Annotated in this window: 24 protein-coding genes, 2 tRNA genes and 2 pseudogenes; 9 read left to right on the top strand and 19 right to left on the bottom strand. The window is 41.9% G+C overall.

All coding sequences use genetic code 11. The features are described 5' to 3' along the window. Window positions 1-12 precede the first annotated feature (12 nt). Both RMY63_RS20050 and RMY63_RS20055 read left to right on the top strand, forming a co-directional pair. The gene (locus tag RMY63_RS20050; RefSeq protein ID WP_322730389.1) at window positions 13-468 is read left to right on the top strand and encodes a hypothetical protein; all 456 of its coding nucleotides are present in this window, start codon (window positions 13-15) and stop codon (window positions 466-468) included. A 301-nt stretch (window positions 469-769) separates the two neighbouring features. After that, entirely contained in the window at window positions 770-2,965 is a 2,196-nt protein-coding gene (locus tag RMY63_RS20055; RefSeq protein WP_322730390.1) for a hypothetical protein, read from the top strand. Between the two features lie 118 nt (window positions 2,966-3,083). Here RMY63_RS20055 and xisF read toward each other — a convergent pair whose 3' ends face one another. Continuing rightward, on the bottom strand, window positions 3,084-4,433 hold the full coding sequence (gene xisF, locus RMY63_RS20060; protein WP_322730391.1) for a fdxN element excision recombinase XisF: 1,350 nt from the start codon (window positions 4,431-4,433) through the stop codon (window positions 3,084-3,086). Window positions 4,434-4,477: 44 nt separating this feature from the next. Here xisF and RMY63_RS20065 point away from each other — a divergent pair. Next, window positions 4,478-4,615: pseudogene (locus RMY63_RS20065) on the top strand (nitrogenase); the annotation flags it as partial. Between the two features lie 98 nt (window positions 4,616-4,713). Continuing rightward, window positions 4,714-6,120: a site-specific integrase gene (locus tag RMY63_RS20070; RefSeq protein ID WP_322730392.1), complete on the top strand. Its 1,407-nt coding sequence runs from the start codon at window positions 4,714-4,716 to the stop codon at window positions 6,118-6,120. Between the two features lie 111 nt (window positions 6,121-6,231). Here RMY63_RS20070 and RMY63_RS20075 read toward each other — a convergent pair whose 3' ends face one another. The 4 genes from RMY63_RS20075 to RMY63_RS20090 all read right to left on the bottom strand — a co-directional run bounded on the left by RMY63_RS20075 (window position 6,232) and on the right by RMY63_RS20090 (window position 8,099). Then, window positions 6,232-6,618 (bottom strand): hypothetical protein, encoded by a 387-nt coding sequence (locus tag RMY63_RS20075; protein WP_322683265.1) that lies wholly within the window; start codon window positions 6,616-6,618, stop codon window positions 6,232-6,234. A 545-nt stretch (window positions 6,619-7,163) separates the two neighbouring features. Next, a complete protein-coding gene (locus tag RMY63_RS20080; protein ID WP_322730393.1) occupies window positions 7,164-7,394 on the bottom strand; it encodes a hypothetical protein in 231 nt (76 codons plus the stop codon). A 50-nt stretch (window positions 7,395-7,444) separates the two neighbouring features. Then, window positions 7,445-7,702 carry a hypothetical protein gene (locus RMY63_RS20085; protein WP_322683263.1) on the bottom strand — a complete coding sequence of 86 codons (258 nt, stop codon included), beginning with the start codon at window positions 7,700-7,702 and terminating at the stop codon, window positions 7,445-7,447. Window positions 7,703-7,904: 202 nt separating this feature from the next. Beyond that, the gene (locus tag RMY63_RS20090) at window positions 7,905-8,099 is read right to left on the bottom strand and encodes a hypothetical protein (protein ID WP_322730394.1); all 195 of its coding nucleotides are present in this window, start codon (window positions 8,097-8,099) and stop codon (window positions 7,905-7,907) included. Window positions 8,100-8,115: 16 nt separating this feature from the next. Here RMY63_RS20090 and RMY63_RS20095 point away from each other — a divergent pair, with 16 nt between their 5' ends. The 4 genes from RMY63_RS20095 to RMY63_RS20110 all read left to right on the top strand — a co-directional run bounded on the left by RMY63_RS20095 (window position 8,116) and on the right by RMY63_RS20110 (window position 9,897). Continuing rightward, a complete protein-coding gene (locus RMY63_RS20095) occupies window positions 8,116-8,406 on the top strand; it encodes a hypothetical protein (RefSeq protein WP_322730395.1) in 291 nt (96 codons plus the stop codon). A gap of 229 nt (window positions 8,407-8,635) precedes the next feature. Continuing rightward, window positions 8,636-8,845, top strand: a complete 210-nt coding sequence (locus RMY63_RS20100; protein WP_322730396.1) for a KilA-N domain-containing protein — start codon at window positions 8,636-8,638, stop codon at window positions 8,843-8,845. A gap of 17 nt (window positions 8,846-8,862) precedes the next feature. After that, a complete protein-coding gene (locus RMY63_RS20105; RefSeq protein ID WP_322730397.1) occupies window positions 8,863-9,039 on the top strand; it encodes a hypothetical protein in 177 nt (58 codons plus the stop codon). A gap of 57 nt (window positions 9,040-9,096) precedes the next feature. Beyond that, complete coding sequence (locus tag RMY63_RS20110; RefSeq protein WP_322730398.1) at window positions 9,097-9,897, top strand: KilA-N domain-containing protein; 801 nt, start codon at window positions 9,097-9,099, stop codon at window positions 9,895-9,897. A gap of 759 nt (window positions 9,898-10,656) precedes the next feature. Here the strand turns inward: RMY63_RS20110 and RMY63_RS20115 are convergent. Next, entirely contained in the window at window positions 10,657-10,875 is a 219-nt protein-coding gene (locus RMY63_RS20115) for a hypothetical protein (RefSeq protein WP_322730399.1), read from the bottom strand. 988 nt (window positions 10,876-11,863) lie between these two features. On the opposite strand from RMY63_RS20115, the pseudogene RMY63_RS20120 reads away from it, so the two are divergent. Continuing rightward, window positions 11,864-12,418, top strand: a pseudogene (locus RMY63_RS20120) (nitrogenase component 1); the annotation flags it as partial. 377 nt (window positions 12,419-12,795) lie between these two features. On the opposite strand, the gene RMY63_RS20125 reads toward RMY63_RS20120, so the two are convergent. The 13 genes from RMY63_RS20125 to RMY63_RS20185 form a co-directional block, all read right to left on the bottom strand. Continuing rightward, window positions 12,796-14,085, bottom strand: a complete 1,290-nt coding sequence (locus tag RMY63_RS20125) for a hypothetical protein (RefSeq protein ID WP_322730400.1) — start codon at window positions 14,083-14,085, stop codon at window positions 12,796-12,798. 146 nt (window positions 14,086-14,231) lie between these two features. Next, window positions 14,232-14,411, bottom strand: coding sequence for a hypothetical protein (locus RMY63_RS20130; RefSeq protein WP_322730401.1), 180 nt, complete (start codon window positions 14,409-14,411; stop codon window positions 14,232-14,234). 11 nt (window positions 14,412-14,422) lie between these two features. Continuing rightward, a complete protein-coding gene (locus RMY63_RS20135; protein ID WP_322730402.1) occupies window positions 14,423-14,656 on the bottom strand; it encodes a hypothetical protein in 234 nt (77 codons plus the stop codon). Next, complete coding sequence (locus RMY63_RS20140; protein ID WP_322730403.1) at window positions 14,656-14,943, bottom strand: type II toxin-antitoxin system HigB family toxin; 288 nt, start codon at window positions 14,941-14,943, stop codon at window positions 14,656-14,658. Before RMY63_RS20140 ends, RMY63_RS20135 begins: the two co-directional genes overlap by 1 nt. Window positions 14,944-15,074: 131 nt before the next feature. Continuing rightward, window positions 15,075-15,674, bottom strand: a complete 600-nt coding sequence (locus RMY63_RS20145) for a hypothetical protein (protein WP_322730404.1) — start codon at window positions 15,672-15,674, stop codon at window positions 15,075-15,077. A gap of 140 nt (window positions 15,675-15,814) precedes the next feature. After that, window positions 15,815-17,341 carry a slipin family protein gene (locus tag RMY63_RS20150; RefSeq protein ID WP_322730414.1) on the bottom strand — a complete coding sequence of 509 codons (1,527 nt, stop codon included), beginning with the start codon at window positions 17,339-17,341 and terminating at the stop codon, window positions 15,815-15,817. Window positions 17,342-17,732: 391 nt separating this feature from the next. Next, the gene (locus RMY63_RS20155) at window positions 17,733-18,053 is read right to left on the bottom strand and encodes a hypothetical protein (protein ID WP_322730405.1); all 321 of its coding nucleotides are present in this window, start codon (window positions 18,051-18,053) and stop codon (window positions 17,733-17,735) included. 398 nt (window positions 18,054-18,451) lie between these two features. Beyond that, window positions 18,452-18,526, bottom strand: a tRNA-Met gene (locus tag RMY63_RS20160). Then, window positions 18,526-18,601 (bottom strand) — tRNA-Met (locus tag RMY63_RS20165). The genes RMY63_RS20160 and RMY63_RS20165 overlap by 1 nt, the downstream gene beginning before the upstream one ends. A 232-nt stretch (window positions 18,602-18,833) precedes the next feature. After that, complete coding sequence (locus RMY63_RS20170) at window positions 18,834-19,412, bottom strand: hypothetical protein (RefSeq protein WP_322730406.1); 579 nt, start codon at window positions 19,410-19,412, stop codon at window positions 18,834-18,836. 203 nt (window positions 19,413-19,615) lie between these two features. Beyond that, on the bottom strand, window positions 19,616-20,683 hold the full coding sequence (locus RMY63_RS20175) for a DUF2891 domain-containing protein (protein WP_322730407.1): 1,068 nt from the start codon (window positions 20,681-20,683) through the stop codon (window positions 19,616-19,618). Between the two features lie 128 nt (window positions 20,684-20,811). Beyond that, window positions 20,812-21,888 carry a hypothetical protein gene (locus RMY63_RS20180; RefSeq protein WP_322730408.1) on the bottom strand — a complete coding sequence of 359 codons (1,077 nt, stop codon included), beginning with the start codon at window positions 21,886-21,888 and terminating at the stop codon, window positions 20,812-20,814. Continuing rightward, window positions 21,872-23,149 carry a hypothetical protein gene (locus RMY63_RS20185; protein ID WP_322730409.1) on the bottom strand — a complete coding sequence of 426 codons (1,278 nt, stop codon included), beginning with the start codon at window positions 23,147-23,149 and terminating at the stop codon, window positions 21,872-21,874. The genes RMY63_RS20180 and RMY63_RS20185 overlap by 17 nt, the downstream gene beginning before the upstream one ends. Window positions 23,150-23,547: the final 398 nt, after the last annotated feature.

Below are 23,547 nucleotides of genomic sequence, written 5' to 3' on the forward strand. Positions count from 1 at the left end.
GGAGGAAGTCGTATGAATGTCAGGCAGTATTTGGAAACAGGCTTGACCACACTAGATACATTTCTGAGACAGATTGCCCCAAAGATAAGGCAGCATCACCATGAAAGTGTTGTATCAGGGCTGGTGTCTGATGAGGATAAGCTCAAATATCTTAAAGCTGAACTGTTTCGTCGTGTTCGGGACAATAAGCCTATTGACGATATAACCAAGGCGATCGCTCTGCTGCTGGAAATCCAAACACTGGAAGATAGCCGCAACAACAGTCCTGGGGTACAGATTGACAACCTTATCGTCTCAACATTCTGGTTGGGGATAGCCGTTACCACCTTGAGCTTTGCTGCAACATGGTCTTGTGGCAGGAGTCAATCGTTATTCTGCCAACGGGCAAGGATTATCCCCACTATCATCGTGCGGCAATTCCAGGAACCAACTAAACCCAAGAGTTTGTTACCAGAAAGGCTTCACTAAAATAAACAAACCCCAAAAGAAAGTTTTTGGGGTTTATGTCATTGCTCAAGTTTTTATACAGGGAAATTCGACTAGCATCGAACTTCCTGGATTTTATTGTCGGCTGAAAACCTGTCAGTCTACAGGCTTTTCTTAGCATCAAACCAAATTAACGAAATATGCAGTAGGAAGCAGCACGGTCTTTACTAAAGTCCGCGATATTCCATCGTGCCTATCAACCGAACAAGTGCCCTCATGATAGCACATGGTTATTACACAACAAATTTTCCTGCTGCTGAAACAGAATTTTTTCAGGAGAAAAATGAGCATTGTTTCAGCACAAACTCACGATCGGCTACAGACCTGTAGCGATGGACTCTCCCCGAATAGTGCTTTAGGACAACGGTTCCTCCACTATTTTCAGCATCCCTGGGGCTTCATCCATGCACCCACGCCCCAGACGGGAGAGCGCCCAGCATGGCAGACCGAAACCCGTTACCCCTTGCAACCACGCAATCTGTGGAGCTTGTACCAGAACCCGGATATTTTGCTGGGATTACGATTCGGTACAGAAACCAACTACCTGCTCCAAGACATCGATATCGGCAGCCAGTACCATTCTGCCAACAGCCTGGAGAACTTCAAAGCTGTTCTGACTGTACTGGAGGAAATTGGCTTGGTGCGACCGATCCTCGTACAGTCCAGTGTGAGCGGTGGCATCCACGTTTATTATTTCTTCCGGGAAAAACTGAATTCCTTCTCTCTAGCCTGTGCCGTTACTTTCGCATTGCGGAGTGCAGGAATGAAACTCCAGGGAGGACAGTTGGAACTGTTCCCCAACGCCAAGCCCTATGGCAAGGGTAAGCCGACGAACTTCAATGCCCATCGTCTGCCTCTCCAGGATGGTTCCTTCTTGCTGGACAGCACATACCAGCCTTGCAGTGCCAGCTTGGAAGATTTTCTCGATGCTGCCGACTGGTCAGCGGAGGGGCAGGATTATGTTGCCTTGCACGCGAGCGTCGCCGAGGCAAAGAATCAAGTACAACGACTATTTACCAGAGGGCAGACTAGCAATCTGCCACGTTGCTGGAAGCAGCACCTGGAAGAACGTTTCCGGCAGGGGTGGACAGACTTTCACCAAACCAATGCGCTTTTGAAGGACATTGCCTGCTACGGTATTGTCTTTCGCCACCTGCTAGGGGAACCGCTGGTCGATTATGTTGTTGCCACTGCTGAAGCAGCCACTGGCTATCACCAGTTCTGCCGCCACCAGCATGAAATCCGTCAACGGGCAACGGAGTGGGCGCGAAGCTGTGAGAACTTCTACAGTCCCTATGCCTCTATCCCGAACCGCTTGGGTACTTACCAAGATTTGTTAGGCGATCGCGCCCAGGCTGCTAATAATGTTGTTGTGTTTTCGCCTAACCACCAACGCCATGCTGAAACCCTAGCCCGTGTTTGTTCTGTCGTGATGGCGTTGAAAGGGGAGGGGAGATTTCCTGCATCGGCCAGTGATCGCGCCAGGGCGATCATTACAGCATCCAAAGAGCGGTACGGGGTAGGAGTGTCCCAGACAACACTCCATAAACCAGATTACTTATCACTCTGGCATCCCTTGCATGAATCCACAGGGGAAGAAACGGGTGTAAATAGCGATGCTGTGGCATTTTCAGCCTGCCAACTGCCGGAAAAATACCCCCAACTTCCTGACCCGTGGGCAGGAGGAGAGGAAGAAGAAACCTTTGTCGGACAAGAAGTTCAGCCTTGTGTGTCAACGATTTACACGCTCCCCCCCTATATGAAGGTTGTGTGTTTGCCTCCAGCAAAAGAAATTGCAAATCAGTTGAAAGCTTCTGATCAACAGACAATTTTTCATCAAGAATCAATTGATCAGCAAATCCAATATCTCTGCAACTCCGGCACGACGTTTTCTAACAATAAGCCACCCTTATCAATGCTGGAAACACAGTCTACACCAACTGTTTTAGAGGATGTTTTTACAGCTGATAGCAGCGTCGATTACAAAGCTGCAAATCCCTCTTCCGTATCCGGTGATACCACAGCGCCTTTCCCGTTAGTGGAACAGACGAGTAATATCTCTGCTTTCTCTACTACTTCCGGGGTTGACATGCTCTCAGAACAACAACCTGCTGCGGGAGAGTCAGCCGATGACGCTTGTAGTTTCACCCCTGAGCAGTATCGACAAGCGACAAAGTTAAGGCTTGATGCGCTTGCTCAAGCTAAAAAGCGGGTGCGGATGCATTGTATGACATTTGGCGTGCATTTTGCCCCGGTTCGTCGGCAGGAACTAGAGCAGCTGGGTCTGCGAATACTTCTGATCGAAGCGGATTCACCCCTACTCAGCGAGGAGGCGCATTCCTGGTTTACCAGCAACCGCGACAGGCTCGCACGGGATGGGTTGATTGCGATCGCCACAGCGATATTTAGCAGTCAGGAAAAAGCAGATGGAGGGTTGCAACTGCTCAAATACGAACTTGGAAAGCTATCCGCGATCTAGCTGATACAGAAAAATTTTGATTTTTGATTAACCTTGAAATATCGCTTCAGGAGAGAAAAATGTCTAGGGAAGAATTTCTAAAGCGTCTGAGAAAGCTGGCGATCGCCTACTATGACCTTCACCATCCAAATTCTATAGATACAACGTTGCCTGAATCATCCACAAATACCACCTCAACGAATGACCTAAATGCTTGTCGTAAATCGTCATCATCAAGCGAATCCCAGAAAGTTGCCTGAGAATATGACCAGGCTAGTTTAAGCCTGTCAGTGTCGATTGCGAGGGCAGACTTTAGCCGTATTTCCTCGGCTTCTATCTGGCTTTGGATGTCCCGCACAGCTGCGACAATGGCAGGATTATTTGAGTTAAGTGCCTCAAGTCCTGCTAGTTGGTGCTTGAGGTCGATCAATGCTTCCGACTCTTCAGGGCTGCGATCGCTCACATTGGATTGCTCGGTAATTTCCTTTGATTTTTGGGTGATTCGTTGTATCAGCTGTTTAGTTAAGGTAGTCAACCTCGCGTTGGTTTTGTTTGGACAAAAATGAACGTTCTGAGCGTGCCTAGCACATCTTATCCAGTGTGTTTCCCCAGATTTGTATCTGGAGATAACGCGATACATTCCGCCGCCACAGTGGGTACACCGCAACAAACCTTTCAACGGGTAATCCTTCTCTTTCTTAAGAGATAATCGCGGTTTGGTTTTGGCGTTTCGCTTTATTTGGCTGATTTCCGATTCTGTTGTGATGCTGGCGTGGGTATTCCGGATAATTTGGGGTGGGCGTGGATTGCGAGGATTGCGGCGATATTCCATCTCCGTGAAGTAACGAGTATGACCGAGGATTGCAGGATTGTTTACCCAATGCCGCAGCCCAGACAGCGAAAATTCAATGCCATATTCCTCAAAAAGTAGCTTCGACACCGCCCCATAGCTGTACCCCTCCAGCAGCAAATCGATTATCTTCCTAGCTATGGAGAAGTTGGCTTCATGCGGTTCCAGTTTGCGATCGCTGTTGAGCTTGTACCCAAAACAAGCCTTCTGCAACTTGCCTTGCGATCGAAAATAATTCATCCCGTGTCGGGTGCGTTCCGACAACAGCCGACTTTCAAAGTCGGCTAATGCTGCCATCTGACTTGCGGAAAAACGCCCAAACGATGAACTAACATCAATGGGTGCGTCCAGAATCCGCAGTATGATTCCACAGTCATTAAACAGTTGAATAGTCCTGATTACGTCGATGTCACTGCGTCCCAACCTGTCAATACGGGTGATGATGACTTCCCTAACCTTCCCCTCTTTAACCAACTTCAAAAGCTTGTTGAATTCCTTTCTTTTGCTTGAACGCCCAGACTCCACATCCACCAACACCACTTCAGCGCCAGCGTCCTCCAGTCGCTTTATTTGCTGTTTCAATGCGTCATACTCTAGTGATTGTTCCACCGTGGACACGCGGGCATAACCGTAAATCATAGCGATCGCATTCAACCACAACCGTTAATCATACCTCACCATCGTGGTCTGGTGATGGCACCATCAACGAAATGTTGATGACCCCCAATGTGAAGATGAACCTCATCCACTGCTACCGGTCGATGAACTACATCAGCCGTCACATGGAAGAAGCTTATGGTATACCCTGTACAAAGTATGATTTAATGTCTTGTGATACCAGGATTTAGTCCACGTCTAACTTTGCTCAATTTAAACATTGTTCTAAATGGACTAAATTTTAAGACACATTTAAGACACAATGAAAAGCAAGGCACAGGACGTTTTTGAGGATTTCACTCCGCCAGCATCTACCGATGGCAGCTATTTAGGAACGCAGAGACACATGAAAGCTACTCGGCAGCATCTGGAACGCAAATTTGATAAAGGTTTGACAGACACTAGGGCCCGTCTAAAAGCCGCTAAGGTCAAAGTGGGTTTGGTCGTGGCACGGGACACAATTCAATTGCAAGCATCTCTACCAATCAAACCCGGCGATCGCGACACTAAAGGAACTGGTTTTAAGCAGTACAAGATTTCGCTAAATATCCCTGCAAGCTTGGACGGGTTGAGAACAGCAGAGGAAGAGGCAAACGAGCTAGGCAAGCAGCTTGCCCGTAAACAGTTTGAATGGACTGATAAATATCTGGGTAAAGTCGCTAAGGTCGCCAACAGATCCCAAACCCTTGGTGATGTTTTAGAAGAGTTTGAAACTGAGTATTTCAAAACACGCAAATTAACAGAAAAAAGTAAACACACCTTTTTCTACTACAAGGAGTATTTGCGGCGATTGATTGGGCTAAATACTTTATTGACTCAATCGGAGATTGATAAAAAGTTTGCAGAATTGACGGGAGATTCTGCCAAATACAGCGCTGTTAAATCGTTGAAGGTTTTAAAAGCAACTCTTAATTTAACTAGTTTCAGTCTTGAACATTTTAAAGCTACACAACCCAAAAGTCAGGCTAGGGACATTCCCAGTGATGAGGATATCATCAAATATCAGGAATCTTTTCATCATTATTCTTTGACTAGAAGCCTAACAATCAAAAAGAGTTGTTTAGACAGTTGGAAGATGTGGGAATGGGTATATGGAATGCTTGCTACTTATGGACTACGCCCAAGAGAACTGTTTGTAAATCCTGAAGTTGATTGGTGGTTGAGTCCTGAAAATAAAGATAATACATGGAAGGTTCACCCAGATACTAAGACTGGTTATAGAGAAGCTTTACCGTTACATCCTGAATGGGTTTACTTGTTTGATTTAAAAAACGTAGAGTATTTAAAACTTTTGAAAGCTCAAACGGATGACAGAACTAGCTTTACAGATATCAACACTATTCGGGTTAATTGTTCATCCTGGTTTAGGCGCGTAAATATTCCGTTTACGCCCTATGATTTACGCCACGCTTGGGCGATTCGAGCGCACATGATGGGCATTCCAATTAAAGCGGCTGCTGACAATTTGGGGCATTCTGTAGAGATTCACACTGAAATTTATCAGAAGTGGTTCAGCTTGGAGAACCGGAGGAAGGTAATTAAGCAGGCAGTAGATAAAAAAGATGACATGGATACGTTGATACAGGAGAATGCACGACTAAGGGCTGAGGTGGAATATCTCAGGCAAGCTCTGGCACGGCATCAAATTAGCGAGCTGCTGTCTACTTAACTTTCTAAACTCAAGCGGCAATACTTCAAAGTCAAGCTCAACGCTCAGTCTAACTCTGACTAGTCAAGCTAGACTTGACTAGCCTGCGATGGCCCCAGTTAAAACATCCTCTTAGGGACTACAAGTAATGGATTGAATACCGTTAGTTGAAACTGAAACGTATACTTTATATCCTGCCGGACATGTTTCAGTTGAGTTACTTTTTCTAAGTTGGATTTCCTGTGAAAGCTGGCAACTCGTAAACTGTGCTTTGTCATCAAAAGATATAAATTTTTGGGCTTGGCACTCAAAATTAGATGATCCAGAACTGGGGCTGTAAACCTGCACGGTCGTATCTTGTCCAAGAATACAACTTGCCAACGAACCATTTGAATAATTACTAATTGTCCCACCTTCACATGTAACTGACGCTTGAGCAGGTAGAGAAACAGCAAAATTGATTGAAAATAAGCCCAAAGAAGAAGTGAAAACTGCCAAGACTTTAGACGAAAATTTCATAAAAAATACTGGTTAGGAGAATAAAATTTGTTACTTCATTTCTACTTTGTCGCTCCTAAAGACTGATACAGCAAGGGTACTGATCTTACTTTAAAGTTTCTGTGAACAGTTTAGCTTTTAGCAAATTAACTTTAATATTGTGCCAAATATAAGCTGTTAATTTAGCACTGCTACGTTTTTGGGCAATGTATTAGAAAAAAAACATATCTTCGGTGAATTTCTGTTAAAAACTACACTAAAAAATTTGTCTACAGTGGCTAAAAATGTTGTCCAGAGCGGTTTTTAGCCGTCTACAGCCCTAATTTTAGGGCAAGTTTTCTGTAGACAGTGTAGACAGATGAGAGATGAGGTATTGAGCCTCAATAGTGCCACACATGAGCATGACATGTGGCATATATAAGCTAGACGTGTGCCACACATGAGCTACTTAAGTCAACTGTAGACAAGGTGTAGGCGCACTGTAGATGCACACATGAGCTACTTAAGTCAACTGTAGACAAGGTGTAGGCGCACTGTAGATGCACACATGAGCTACTTAAGTCAGGTTATAGAGAGCCGATTGACGCACGCGTAAGCTCTTTAATAAAGGCTTCAATCGCCTTTCCTGCCGTTGATTGCTTGCCAACTTTTAGCTTGTTGAGTGTGCGATCGCGGGTTGCTTCATAGTCCGGCTGCGCGAAATTACCTGTTGTCTGTAACTGTTGCCTGAGTTGCTGGTTTTCCCTCTCCAGGCTTTTGACTTGGGACTGTAACTGGTCGATGTTTTCACTGTTCACTACAGTTGACTCAACGTTGCTTGGCTGCCCGGTAGTGCTATTCTCCTCTACTACCGGGCTTTCAATTTTCCCCGCAGTTCCTCCAGTTGCGATCGCACTTCACTAAAACTCGCTGCCACCTCTTGCTTAAACGCTTCCAGTACGTCTACATCTGGAGTTTTTGTAGATACAGCTATAGACCGACTAAATGAACCCCTTACTAATCTTGCAGCTGTCTGACTTGGGGATTTGTCCTCTGGAGTCTGTAAAGCTTGCAGTGCTTCTAACTCAGCATCGTCGAAGCGAAATGAAATTATATTACCACGCATTTGTAGACTGCCTGTAAACACCTATGGTTGACATATTAGGTCAACTATAATGATTTGTCCACAGCTTTGTATACAGTATCGTTGACAATCTTCAGTAATTAGCTTAAGCTAGTCGTAGACAAAAAAGTAAACAGTAGTAAACTTTGGTTGCAGCGAGTAAATCGTAGTGTCGTATCGCCCCCCTAGTTCTCTCCTACCCACATTAGATAGATAAATGATCATCTGTCCCAGAAATAGCGCGATGGCGTAAGCGATCGCTTTTTGAAACGAAGTCTGGTTCAATGATTCCAGTACCTGATACTACAAATGAAGTCAGCGCTTGAATGCGCCCCAGTGCAGAGGAGGTCGAAGTCCTCTGACTGGCACGACTTCCCCCTTGCCAGTTGTTCAGTCCCATTAAGGAGGCAATAAGAATGATAGCGTTAGACGCGCCCAGTTTGGGCAATTTTCGTCAAGCGTCAAAGTTTTGGCGTTTGCGAGTGAGTAAAGAATTCAGCAAGCCCGAATATTACATTGGTCAAACCGTGCTGCACAAGATAAAGGTGAAGCAGGGTGAGATTTTGTACCCGGTAACAGTCCTGGGACTTTCCTGGACTGGCATGGACTGGCAGTACAGCGTCTCCCTCCCAGAAGATCATCCTTGGTTTGAGCCAGATGACAATGAGCGGGAGTGGGTCGATGACCATGAGCTAGAGCTGATGTAATCAATGATCTGCTAATTCAGAAAAGTTGAGAAATCTAATGGATCAAATGGATCATCTGGATCAAGCCAGACACAGCAAGGCTTTGAATATGATCCATTAGAAAAAAATCTAATGGATCATCTGGATCAGTATTCTCAGTTGGAGGGGGTATCACCTAGTGCCCGTGAACAAAAAACTAACCCCTGCCTGAGCGGGGGTTGCTCAATATTTTAAAAATGAGGAGAACTATATGTCACAAAAAGAGCTTTTTGAGAAATTAATGCAAGACGCACGGCGAGACGACGGCTACATCAACGCTACCAAATGGTGCAAGCATTTTGGGTATCGACTTGACAGATGGAAGCGATCGCCAGAAACAAAAGCTAGATTAGAGTCTTTGAAAACTACAGAGTTAAATGCTGAACCCTGGATTGTTGAGCGCGTAGGTAAAACTTGGTGACATGGGTTCACCCAATCATGGCAGTTCACCTAGCCAGCTACCTTGATCAAGGTTTTATCAACTATATGTCCGAGGTTTTTATCAGGTACGCTGCGGCTGACCCAACCCTCGCTGCTGATATTGCCTCAAGGCAGGAAACGACCGAGGGGCTGAACATCATTAACAAGGTAGTCTATGAGCGCTACGAAGAATAAAAAGCAATCCATGTCTGAGCGGGGATTGCTTAACCTTTTAAAAACAAGGAGAATTATATGTCAGAAATAGAGCAATTTGACAAATGGGTGCAAGACGCACGGCGAGATGACGATTACATCAATGCTACTAAATGGTGTAAGCATTTTGGGTATCGACTTAATAACTGGAAGCAGCTGCCAGAAACAAAGGCTAGACTAGCAGCACTTTCTAAAGAACTAAAAATTAGTCACTCGGTATCTAAAGAAGTAGATTATACAGATGATACCGAGCGGCTAGAAATTAGTCACTCGGTATCTAAAGAATTAATTTACACTAGTGGTAGAGGGTACAGGGCTGTAACCTGGATTCACCGTGTCATGGCAGTTCACCTAGCCAGCTACCTCGATCCAGACTTCGCCAACTATGTAGCCAAGACTTTTATCAGGTACGTCACTGCTGACCCCACTCTCGCCGCTGACATTGCCTCAAGGCAGGAAACGACCGAGGGACTGGACATCATTAACAAGGCAGTCCAGGAGCGTTACGAGTTTCTTGGGTCTAAGTTAATGAGAGCTTATTACATGATCAGAGACGCTTGGGGAGATAAGCTACGCTACAACACTCTTACTGAAGAAATTCAATTAAATGGGAGTCCTTTAGAGTTACGGTTTCTCAAAATCAAGCTTGAAGAAGAACTTCATGTCAAGGTCACACATGAGGATGCAAGATCAATCGTTAAGGTTCTAGCCATAGCCAATACCTATCCTTTAATGGATGCTGCGAATCAGCAGAGATTTGAACCGACGTTTCGGAGCTTTATTGATATAAGACATTTTGTACCGACAAAAGAGTATCCGAGACCGCAAAAATTAAGTTGAGGTTTGGTTTTCAGGATACCCCCCCCTGTTCGTGACTGGGGGGTTGTTTTTTTTGGCGATCTACATCCGTTGACAACTGTGTTTGCACAAAATTATTTTCAGAAAAGTTTGGCAAATCTAATGGATCAAATGGATCAAATGGATCAAGCCTGCTATGACTAGGTTCTAGATGATCCATTAGATTTTTTTCTAATGGATCAAATGGATCACTCAGAGCTTTTTAGTCTAAACCAGCACGCCTACCTGTTGTTAACACGACTAAACCCAAAATTAATAGGTGTGCAGAAATACAATTTTTCCATCAGTGATCCAGATAAACCACGGATTTTGTCAAATTTTTCAGTTGACGAGAGATTTGACTGACATACAGTATGCCAGTCAAATCTCTGATCATCTGGATCAGTAAGAAGAATTATTAGTCTAAAGCAGCACATTTACCTGTTGCTAATACGAAGGCAATAAATATTAACGGGTGTACAAAGTTACAATTCTTATATTAGTGATCCATTTGATCCATTATGATCCATTAAAAAAAAATCTAATGGATCATATTCAAAGCCTTGCTGTGACTGGCTTGATCCAGATGATCCATTTGATCCATTAGATTTGCCAAACTTTTCTGAAAATAATTGTGTGTACACAGTCAGCTTTATCGTTAAAGAATACCCCCTAGTCACAAACAGGGGGGGGGAGTAAAGGGGCGGTGACAAATGCGCGATCGCTTACTCTCGCGGTCGAGCCTTAACCCTTGACTGAGTTTCACTCAACGACAACGCAATGGCGTACACGCCTGCTGGATTGCGATCGCAATTGAGTAGATGTAACTTCCGGTTTTGACTTCCGACTTCCACCAACTAGCTGCTGAAGTTGTAAGTTGAAGTTGGAAGTTGCCGCAACGTGCAGCACCAAGAGCAGTCGCCGCCGATTGTGTACAAAAACGTCGAGCGATCGCTGAAGGCTACCGTAAATTATCTGCAACGCGATCGCGCTGGCGGAGTCTTAACCCCTCGCGTCGAAAAACATCCGTAAACAATAAAGATAAAAACCTAATAGGTTTCGCCAGAAACGTCTACGGATTTTAAAGGCAGTCTAGTTGCGGACTTATAACCTCTCGGTTGAGTAGGTTTGAAGTGAAAACATTTTTTAGACAGGTTAACCTGTCTAAAGAATGTTTTCTACTTCTGAAGAGAGTGAGCAGTTCGTGCAGACAAGTTAACTTGTCCGCGTAAACGTTTATCAAAATTTGTGGCTAACTGAGAGTGCAGCAAATCAGGGAGCAACGCAAAAAGTGAGATCCTCATGAAATAGGCAGGGGGCAGGGGGAGTAAAGAGACATTTTTAGTACATTTTTACTACCACAGCGGATTGCTTATACACTTATTTCTTTCTCTTCCCTTGCCTCCCCTGCTTACCCATCTCACAAAAAGGCGTTGCTTCTGCAAGTCATTACTGCGTTGCATCCTGGCGCAAACTGTACAGCAGTTTTCACCAAAATCAAAATTTTCTAACGGTAGAGCGTAGCTTGTACGAATCCTGCAACCGCACAAAGTAAACCAAGTTTGCGATCGCGGATTTACGCTATCCATTAGGTGCAGCATCTTGTTTTGGCTTATCGGCCTTCCCAGTACTTCCATACCAAATACACTTGTGTTTTAAACAAGTGTATAAAGTTTGACAGATAACCTGCACTCTGTTGCAAAAATTTGCTGGACAACATATATGTTATCCGGCTGCGAATTTTGACTTATGCACCACTGTTGCATCTCCAGTCGAGAGTTAAGGCTCGATTCCTAATTCTGTTGGGTATACAGCCAAAACTTCACAACCTTAAGCCACAATTTGCAAATCAAATTACCATTTCACTAGAGTTTTGAATGTTTAAATCACAAGCTTTAAGACAAAAACAAGCCACACGAAACGCAGACTTGTATAACTGTTTGATATATAAGGATTTCAGGCTTTAATCTACCGTATACCCTGGTTAGAATACAACTTCTTCGGTCCCACCAAGATTGCTGAATCTTTACGGGAAATCGCTTCCAAGTTTGACGAAACAATCCAAGCAAACGCTGAGAAGGTTATCGCCAAGTATCAGCCAACAATGGATGCGGTAGTCGCTAAGTACCGCCCCCGCTTGGAAGGTAAGACTGTTGCCATCATGGTTGGTGGTCTACGTCCTCGCCACGTTGTCCCAGCTTTCCAAGACTTGGGCATGAAGATGATTGGTACAGGTTATGAGTTCGCTCATAATGACGACTACAAACGTACCACTCACTACATCGAAAACGGCACCATCGTTTATGACGACGTTACCGCTTACGAATTCGAGGAATTTATCAAAGCGCTGAAGCCTGATTTGGTAGCTTCTGGTGTGAAAGAGAAGTACGTCTTCCAAAAGATGGGTCTACCTTTCCGTCAAATGCACTCTTGGGATTACTCCGAACCTAGCGATCGCACTTCAACATCATATAATGCAAGGGTTTTTCGCGGCGGGAGAAAAAAGAGCCTATTTCTAGCCTAAATGCAAGTTACAGGGTTATTCACTAACAATCTGTTTTGATGCTTCAGACAGTATAACTCTTATGAAGTATGGTTTTTAAATTTTTATTGCATTTTGCTCAAAGAAAAACTGTAAAATTAAAGACTATTTTTAATGACTATTTTTTAGATTAAATGGTGCGATCGGCTTCACTTAACAATATGATAATTGAGGGATGAGGGGTGCAATTAGCAAAACCGAGAATAATTCATCTGGGATATGTCAAACCTAAATTTGCTTTAACGGCTCAAATCAGCGATCGCAAGTAACAGTGAACTCAGCACAAGCGGCTTTCGTCTGTCCGTTGCATTTAAATTGTTCACTACGTCAATGACAGGAATTAAGACTTAGCATAAAATTTATCTATGTGACCGTTTAGGCAATTCAAGAACAGCTCGATTTAAATCTTCTATGCTTGCATTACCTCTCAGAATATTATTCATGATCTCTTCAAAAGAGTTATCGAATGAAAGATTATTTATGGGACTGTCAATAGCCGCAATAACTAAATTATAGGGGGATAAATATCTAGCTCTTAGCTCAGTTGCTCTCCAATCTAGTTCTATAAGTTTTCCGTCAAGAGTGGCAGCACCATCATCATACTCAGATCTTTTAACTAAAAACTCCCTTTGATAAACTCCAAATTCTTCAGAATAGTACCCATGTTTTTCTATCCAATTCTGGATCTCATGTTTTTCATAGTTATAAAGACCACTGGGTTCCATTGGGTATGTTTCAATATAAACAAAGCATTGATAATAATCACGACTATTGACAGATGTAACGCTCTTAATTTTTAATTCTTGCTCATTTATGAGAACAATGTCATCTTCTAGATGTTGAAAAAATTCTATTTGAAGATTTCTATAACCTCTAAACCACCATATTGGTTGAGTTTCCGAATTGCCTTTTTTCAATGTCAAAGGATCTTTTAGTAGCTTGGCCAATCTTGTAATCGCTTCACTGGATGAACTGAATGTTTGAATACCTCTAACACCAGGAAAAGATTTTGAAAATCTTTCCGAAAAAAAGGAAGTCGTACTAATAGACAAACTTGTTTTGTTGTGATCTACTTCCCTTATTATCTTCTCTTTTTCCAAAAGAATAGGAGTGGAGTGTTCAGGAATGCCTGCCAACTGAATTTCTACACAACCAAATTCGTAAGCATCTTTAACCGAACGACCTGCTCCTAGTGCTTTATAAAATCCCACGGCAAATGCAATTGCAGCCTTATCTCCGATAGCCTGATTCATGCCAACGACAAAGGAGATATGTTTGGCAATAGATTTTGCTTGAACCTCTGAATAACAGGCATTTAAGACTACGCAACTTACTTGACTAGCCACCAATTTAAATAGGTTGGCAAGTGCGTCAGGTTTTACTGGTTTTGTTTTCCCTAAAATATCCTCAAAACAAAGCTCTCCAGTACTAGTACCATGTCCTGAGAAGTGAACGATTTGAGGTTCAACATCGAAAATTGCTTGAGTTATATCTCCCGTGCGTACAGATTCACGGGATTCTAAAGAGAAGCTGTCTCGATATTTAGAAAGTTGCAGTTTTTCGCGGATATCTCGTAATTCTTGTCCTAACCGCAATCGGACAGAATCACTGGGATCGGCTGCTAGAAACAAAATTTTTATTGTAGCCATCAATAATATCTACATACATTTTAATCCACGATACACGTCCCATAAGTGATTCTGCAACTACGTTCCCCACAGATACCTCAGCGGTCTGAGTAGTAATTAGTTAAGCTAGTAGGGTGCGTTGTCCCTCGCGCAATGCACCACATGAATCATGTCCAATCTTGTATTAACAATCCAAGTATCTTGCTGAAATCCCGATGGTTGCGTGTTAATAAAACTAATTTACGAGAAAGTGCGATCGCCGAATAGCCTGTCGTAGACATCACAGTAAAAGAAGTAGACTGTTGTTGCGATCGCCCCAATTCGACAACACACCACTGTATATTCATACTGGGTGAAGTTAAGCGATCGCCTTTAACTCAGGAATATATTCAGTTTCGTAGTTTTCAATTAAAACACCGATAACTTCCATTAGAGACGCGAGTGGATGCGTCTCGTCTTCACCGACTTGATCGATGAGACAATCGAGGATCTCAACTAAACGTTCATATTCCTCTTCTGTGTGAGGAACAAAGACGTTTTCGGCAATGGATGACCAAGCAGTGATGGTTTGATCGAGGTTGAAACTTTGCATTATTCTTTCCACTTTCCTTCATCATATTCTGAATGTGTTAACACAGCCCGAATGTAGACTTTCTGGCGGTTGTAGTGAATTGCAGCAATGAGTCGAACTTTGTTACCGCCAATATTAAACACTGTCAATTTACCGACTTGATCTGCTGATGGAAACATTTCACGGAGTTCCACAAATGAGGCAAACTCATTTCCCTTAATCAATTGATACCACTGAGCCAAGGCATTATTTGTATCTGGATAAAGTTTAGCAAATTCATTCAGCCGTTTACGAGTAATAACGTGCATCTGAAAATCCTTGATATTTTAATAATTCTGTTATCCATATAATTCACCTACGATCGCTAATCTTATATTCTAATCATCGCCCCAACTCAAAAGTAGATTCATCCACTTGTGAAAAGAAAGTGTTATAAAAATTAACTACTGAATTTCTGAACAATTGTCTGTACAATTGCCAAAATAGCTCCTACGTTATCTAAGTAATATCTTTGCTTATCAAGCAAAGCGACTTTTTGCGAAAGTTGCAGAAACTGCCATACTTCTCCTGTTGTCACGCATCCATACACGGGTATTTCTGCTTGTCCAGATGAACGATTAAATAAATCCGCCGCCACCATTTGCGCGATGCACTGTCCTAACCCAGCTTCAACATCATTTTTCTTTGCTTCCACAACAGTGATAATTGGCGATCGCAACGGTGGTAAAGGTGGAGCTATTGCTAAAATAAAATCACATTCCCCAATCAAACCCTGTGCAGGATCAACATCAAGTCTTTGTCCAGAGAAAATAGCCAAGCTATCTTGGCTGAGATCCCGACAGGCTAATAAAATCGGTACAATAATAAATTCGCTTCGAGCTTTTTCACTAATCAGAGCTAATTGGGTTCGCTTTCCTAAAGTTTCATTTAACCACGAAGGAATAGAAAGAGGTACAAGCCTGGGAAACAAATCTCCTTCTTGGGTGGTGATTCCCAAAACAGCCGCAGCTTTTTCTAGAGTAAAGTCGCTATACGCCATAGTTTTGTACTGCTTTGAGTATATGACGTTATAAAAGGAAATTACTTTTATTTTACCCTTGTTGTAGAGTTGTCAAAGGATTCTGTGTGATAATGCTCCCGAAGTAGTACTTGAAAATTTTTGAAGGCTAATTTGCCAAATCATTGCGGATTCATCCGAATCAAGTCTGTTAAAATACTATCCAAGCTGCCGTTAACTTGAATCCGATCGATCTTCTCTGCAATCCGCTCTAATACTTCGAGTTCCTTTAGACGCAATGCAACGGGGTTATCCTCCATCACTTTGGCAGTGTTTAGCATACTGCGAGTAGCAGCAGTTTCTTCTCTACGTCTGACTACGTTGGCTTGAGCGGCTTTTTCTGCCTCGACTACTTTGCTCAAGATAGTCTTAATCTCACCAGGTAAAATAATATCTTTAACACCTACAGAATCTACTTCAATTCCATAGTCTGCGGCTTTCTGGCGAATGTATTCAGAGATACTTCTATCAATTGCACCTTTATCTTCTAATAGAGCATCTAAGTTGCGTTCGCCGACTGCACCACGCAAAGCAAACTGTAATTCTTTGTACAAGAACCCAGAAATATCTGCCAACCCGTTTTTTGCCCTCAATGGGTCGAGTATGCGGAAGCCAGCCGTTAAATTTAACCGCAGAGGTACTTTATCCTTTGAGAGGATATCTTGACCGGATACTTCCATATTTTGCAATCGCAGGTCGATAGTTTCGGTTTGAAAAGAGCGTCCAAATAACCACCAAGCGTGTACTCCTGGCGATCGCTGTCCTTGAAACTCTTGATTAATGTATACTAGTCCAACGTGTTGTGCAGGAACTTGGCAAATATGCAAACAGTTGCGACTGAGCAATTTCACTTCTGTTGAACCCTCAACCAACTCAGCTACTAAGGTAGGCTGCAACTGAGCATCAGCACTGATGTCGATAATTTCTACCTCAACACCTTGCCAAAACAGCTTGCGGCTGGTGGGTGGCAAAATAGAAATCACTTTACCTCGATATCGCACAATTGCAACTTGCGAAGCCAGTAATTGCACGGCTTCACAGTAGGCAGCAATAAAATTGGGATGTTTTTCAATTAGAACATCTTCCAGAGGAAAGTCTGGGTTAGGAATAATCCGGCTGAGGGTTCGGACTGTAACATCTCTATCTACTGACCAAAAAGCATACTCTCCTGGTTCTAGAGGTCGCACAAAATTATTTTGCAGATATAGTAAACCAATCTCATACTCTGAGATTTGGAACTTCTTCAGTCCGCTCAACGCAACTGAGCGCAATTGCTGCACAAAGTAACTAGGTAATTCTAAGCTTTCTTCCAAGTTGAATATATGAGACTCTACCTCAATAAAACCACGCCAAAAAGCAATCAATTTATTTGGTGCAACGCTTACCCAATTCTGACCGTAGCGGACTAAAGCAGCTTGGTTGAATGCGGTTCTGATAATTAATAAATGTTCTTGTAGTTCGGCTTGGTGATTTCGCAACAACAGTTCTAGGTTTTCAATCTGAGCTAGTGGCTGATTGAGGTCATAAATTTTTACTTGCCAATGCCGACCAAAATATGTATGTGTACCGGGTTGCAAAATTTTCTTAAAGTCACTGCGGTGATATAAGATGCCGATTTCGTTAGGTTTAATATAAAACGTTTCCCACATGGTAATTTGCATAAATAATTTGTGTGATAGCTTAAGTAAGTTAGGTGATGCCTGGGTTGGGCGCAACTAGCTAAGAAGATTTGCTGAACACATTTATAACCTTGCTTGAACTCAAATACCACCTGTGTTTCACAGCTTAACTACTGGAGTAGACAGAATTCATTTTGAGGTTCTTTAGGCTTTACAACCTTGTAAACAAAAGCTAAAGGATTAGTTTTAGCAACTTGTACTACTATATACTACAAAAAAATATTTACTCTGTCAGTGCGGGCAAAAGCTTCTCCAAAGCTGGATTAAGATTGCTGCTACTTTTTCCAAACTGCTCAATGGCAATCTAAAAAAAAGAGAACCGCGCTCAAATATGCCGTTCGCTTTGCCAATCCAGAATCCCCTAAGGAAAACCAGATGTAGGAAAAATATTCTCTATAATCCACCTTTGAGCAGCTTTAAGTTCAGGCTTTGGTGCAGAAATAATTCTATCTCCACCTGCCTTTTTTGAGATTTTGAAAGGGAAATAATGTTTAGTTAGGGATGTACTAGTTGTTAAAAAGCGTAGTTTTTTCAGACTTATGCCCATCGCCAAAGCGATTTTTTTGGCAGTATTATATTCAGCTAAACCATGCGATCGCAAAAGTGCTAAATTATCAGTTTGCAACTTTTCTAGATTACTTTCAGTCGCTAATGGGGTAGTGGTTAGATTTTTGCTGTACATAATACAAAATATTTTTTTACTCTGCAAGTACAAGTTTTTACAGTTTAGGTGTGGGCAAAAGCTTCTCCAAAACTGGATTAAGATTGCTGTTACTTTTCAAAAGACTGCTTAATAGCAATCTAGAAAAAAGAACCGCGCTCAGATATACCGTTCACTTTGCCAATCTAGAATCCTGAAGGAAAACTAGATGTAGGAAAGGAAGGGACATACTCAAGTTAGGGAAAAATGCAGTTGCGCTTACTCCTTGACTGTGGCTACCGAACATTACCCTTATGAGTAATGACCAACAGCAGAACACTTGCACCGCAGAGTTGAGAAAATGAGGGGTCTCGAATCTGTTAAGATCCGTACCATATTGGCTACCTTGGAAGGGTATTGTCTTTTAACCCGGACAGGGTTGGGTGAAAGTATAGGAATCGAACCTACAACACATCGATTATGAGTCGATTGCTCTACCAGTGAGCTAACTTCCTGGGGTTTGATACAGGAGTCGAACCTGTGACGCATCGATTATGAGTCGATCGCTCTACCAACTGAGCTAATCAAGCAATATAGTTTAAAGCACTCGGCGATATACGCTCATACCAAAGGTTGGCGCACCAGTTAGGCATATATAACCTAAACCACAGCTTTGTAACTTTGTTACTATCCCGCTCCAAATTTAGCATAAAGGAATTGGGCATTGGGAGTGCTGAGTTAAGAGTTAGAAATTATCCCCTGTACCCCTATGCCCCCCTCAATGATATTTCCCAAGGAAGTTTGAGCAATTATTCTTGAGCTTCAGTCTGGGAAAGCTAAACCAGTCATGGGGTCACGAATATACAACCCTAATGTGAGACTACGCATCGCTTCATCCCAAACGGGTATTAATTGTTCTGCTTGATCTGCCCAATAATCGAATGTAATTAAGCATTGAACATTTGACCCCAAACCAATGCAAGTCCGCGAAAAAGCTTCCCGTGGTTCTTCTTGAGTGTCAATGAACTTCATCTCTGTCCAGACAATTCTGGCGGTTTGACGCTTGACGGTAACTATTTCTCCCCTCTCAATGACGTTGCGGCTGTCGTCTTCCAAGACTTTCTTCAAGGTGGATTTTAGCGGAAACTGGCTCCAGTCATTGGGTGGCAGGCGATTAAAAGATACTTCCAGACAGCAATCATCGTTAGGTGGTTTTTTATCCATGAACTTGAAGGATTTCTCTTGTGGCTCAAAAACCCAATTCTGGGGAACATTGAAACGAACAGCGCCTCGATCTGCTACAAAAATTTTATAGCCTGATGGAGATTCCCAGCGATGGTCAGGTTTTAGTTCAAGCGTTTCTTTTATCCACTGAAGATTACTTTTTTTACGCTTTGCCATAGTGTTTTTACATTTTCTGCTGAAGAGGGCGTCACCGATAGCGTTAGCGTAGCGGTAGCGAGTCTACGTTTGCGCAGCGTCTCGTAGAGAGCGTCCGCAAGAGCGTCACAGTTCGTCGTAGACATTGCCCTTTTTGTTAATGTTATCAAATTGCTAGTATTTTGAATTGTTCTACCCGGCTCATTTAATAATTTTAGATATAATCAATTATTTAATCCAGTCCAGGTAAGATTTCTATATCTATCTAATCCACGTGCGGTTATAAGATAAACTACAAACGTTCCCAACCAATGACTACTAGAATAATGGTCACTTGCAACATCTACCAACCCGCATTGGCGATGTAAAACAGTAACAGAACGCAGGGTATCGAGTCGAGAATCATTATCGGGTAATTGAGAGATTATTCCCTCAAGCATCCAAGCTCGACTGAGATTTAGACCCCGAAAATGAGATTGTAAATAGTCGTTAGGTTTAGTTGTTTGTACAGGTTGCAACCAGTTTACTGCATCTTCTGTGAGTAAATGTGGAAGAAAATCGGTAAGCCAATTTGCAAAATCTGTTGGTGAAAGAATGCGTCGCATTAAATCCGCTTCCGCAAGACAGGGAGAGACAAAATCATAACCCAATGGTTCAAAATGCAATGGATAGTTGCGATCGCTCTGATAAAATTTTTGGGCTTTGTCTTCGATCAGATCGGCAAAGTCTTTATTCTTCTGACTTTGCGCCCAATCGAGTGCTAAACCAAGTGGAAACGCGGTTTGAGAATGTGCTCCAGTGCGATTGGGAAGTTCAAGTTTTTCAAGCCAGTGATAAAAGTTGTTAGCAACTAAGGTTTCTAGGGGTTCTAACGCCGCTAGCCATTCTTTAGCTTGAGAATCATCCCATTCACGCAATTCCGTAGCGAGTTGCAACAGCCATGAAAATCCATAAGGACATTCAAAGAAGGGACATCGATTAAAATGGGTAATCTCTCCTTGAATTTTTTCTGGAGTCAGGGTTTGGGTTAGTGCTTGCCTTGCTGTCGGCTGAAATTCAGCATCAGGAAAATAACGAGCTAGCCTTGCAAGTAACCAATGCCCATGTACGGCAGAATGCCAATCCAAACAACCATAAAATGCTGGCATTAATTCGCGTGGCGGCTTAATGTCCTCATCGCTTTCAAACCAAAAAATATTGTTGTGCGGATACTCTTGGTTAATACAGTTCAGCACCAATTGAACAAACTTGGCTGCGATCGCTACGTCAATCTCTATTGCTTCAAGTTGCATGGTTTCTCAGCAGTAGTCTTACAATTACCTTTTTAGCATTTTGGTGACGCTAACTTTGTTAATAGTATCAAGTCGCTGGCTAGTAGGTTACATTGCACTTTATATATTCCATCTGCCCCAACGCAGTGTTAGGTGACGTTGTTGTACTTTGCCTCTTCAATATTAAAATTAACCAACCACTTCAGCTTTGTCTCATCGCCATCTAGATATGCTCTGATAACTTCTGCAACTTGAGAAACACGAGTTAAAGGTGTGACGTAATCAAAAACATTTGCCATGACACGAAGAGTTTCTCTTGTCCAAGCTCCTTCTACAACCACAATGCCTAGAAGCTTTTTATTTCTTCCCTTCCAATTAATTGCAGAAAACATTTTATCTTTAGCATATAGTGAAGCATGGCGCGAAGAACTTTTTCTCACTTCAATAAAAGCAAGTGGATTCTGAGCATCTGGTATTACAAAGTCAGCACGGAAATCATAAATAACTCCTCTAAGGCTTTCATATTCTGATTCACGCATAAAAGGTACTTGTAAATCAGATAATGCATCAGCAACTATGTTTTCTAGTAGGACTTTTCCTATTAGATCGCGCACTATTCCTTCTAAAGTAGGTTCAACAGATTGCAAAAGTCTTTCTTTTGAGAAAGGACGAATTTTTAAGTTGCGGTTAATACGCTCTGCTATTTTGTTTGCAACAATTTTAGATATCCTTTTGTCAGAAGCATTGCCAACTTCCCGCTTTAGTTCTGATTTGCTTCTAAGTCCTGCTAACTGTTGAAATAACGGTAGTAATCCTGGGTTAGCTGACAGATACTCTGGCTGTAAAAATTTTAGATCATCAGTCTCTTTAAATAAATTATCCACCAAAGAGTTAGCAAAAAAACGCATTTTTTCATAAACTCCTGCTGTAATTGCTGATTCCGTATCAAAATTTACTGCTAATATACGTTCAGCCTCACATTTAATTTCTTCTGAGGTTGAGATTTCTGGATCTAACTCTAATGAAAGCCCATATATAACAACTACACGACTGTTACGAGAAGTCAAATCAAGGTTTTGAATATTTGAAAACCCATTAGACTGTTTGCTAAGACCTAGATAAACTTCAATATAGTCTTCCATAGCATCAGATGCTATCTTGTAAAGAGTAGTAGATTCTGTAGTTTCAATCTCGCTATTTTGAGAAAAATCAAGGTCTTCTTCCATAGATCCAATACTCTCCTATTGGTGTACCTGCACCTTCACGTTTTGACTGAATCCAACGACTTCCTCTATTTCTCAACAGCTTTATTTCTGTTTTTTCAAAACCTATTTCTTGAAGCAATGACAGAGTAAGTTGCCCTGTGGGAATATGTATTCCATAAAGGTAAGCATCACCAACGATCACATGAATTTCAGCGTTGGATTTTAGTAATCTAAAACATTCAATAAATACTTTTTTAATCTCGGCAAAGTACGGAAAAACAAGAGAATAATACTCTTTTTTCCCTGCTCTCTGACTTTTCAGATTTTTTAGTTCATCAATAATTGGTCTGACAGATTCTATCAACTCATTGCTTAATTGTTTTGCATAAAGTTCATGATTTCTTTTGATTTCTATTGGAATAGTTGTTGTGTTTGGTATCAGTACACTTCTGACCTTATTTGTAATTTCTCGCCAAGATGAAGCGTATCCCCAAAAATACAACTCCATTCGGCTCATTTCTGCATAATCAAAATTATTAAGATATGGTGGAGAAGTAATACATAGAGATGCTATAGAAGAATTTTTTTGACATAAATTCTGAGCAGAGCCTTTAATAATCTCATAGTTTATATCTTTTTTTTTGATGATTAAACTGAAGTCTGTAAGTATTTGGGACTCAACACGCAGCAAAGCATCTTGGAATGAATTTGATTTTTTCTTGGTTGTAGGTGCTTTGTAAATACCATCAGTTTGAGATTTACTAGTTAGTTCAAGAATGATAGAGACTACCAATTTATAAAAAAGCTTATTATCTGGAGTAATTTCTGATTCTTTTAATCTTGCATTCACAAGAATTTTAAGTTCGGTTTCTGGAATTAGTTTTTTTAGAAATGTTAAAGCATCAACTGAATAGATATCTGTTAATTCCCCTTTATAAGGAGCAAGTTGATGTAAAATAGAGAAAACTTCATCAGGGTTAATAGCACCAAGTGCAGCTTGACATTTTGCTGTTGCAAGGTCAGCAAAGTAAGGATTAGCTTCACAGGCAATGCAACTGAAACCATCAAGTAAACTCTGTACTGGTGTAGTTCCTAAACCACCGAAAGGATCTAAAATTGTATCTCCCGAAGATAAACCAGCTTCTTGAATACATGCTGAGACAAATTCAGGTGAATATCCAGCTATGAAATTTACCCACCTATGAATAGGATGACGTGAGCTGGTAAGATTCGTTGGTGCAAGAGCCGGATGTATGGAATCAGTAAAAAGAGAAAGTTGCATTACGTGGTTTTAATTTTCGGAATTTAGGTCTATTCATCATCTGGCAAATAACCCTGACAGCGTAACATAATTTGTTGATTCTCCGGCGATCGCAAATGAAATAAGTTTTTCTTTAAGAAAGCTGGTATCTAATCCTTGAAAATCAATAAGGGCTGGCAAGTGTGTTGTCCACAGCGCAGCGCACTTTACTAGAGGGCTGCGATCGCACTACCATCACAATGATCAAAGCTAGCTATTGCAGTGCAAAAATATGCATAAAGTCGAATTTAGTTAACAAAATGAGCTTTTACTTTCTCAAACCCCAGTTTGCTTTCTCATTTTGGTGTTTTCCGCAAGTCAAATAAGCTTTTACTTTCTCAAACCCCAGTTTGCTTTCTCATTTTGGTGTTTTCCGCAAG

Source organism: Nostoc sp. ChiQUE01b (assembly GCF_034531255.1).
GTDB lineage: Bacteria > Cyanobacteriota > Cyanobacteriia > Cyanobacteriales > Nostocaceae > Nostoc.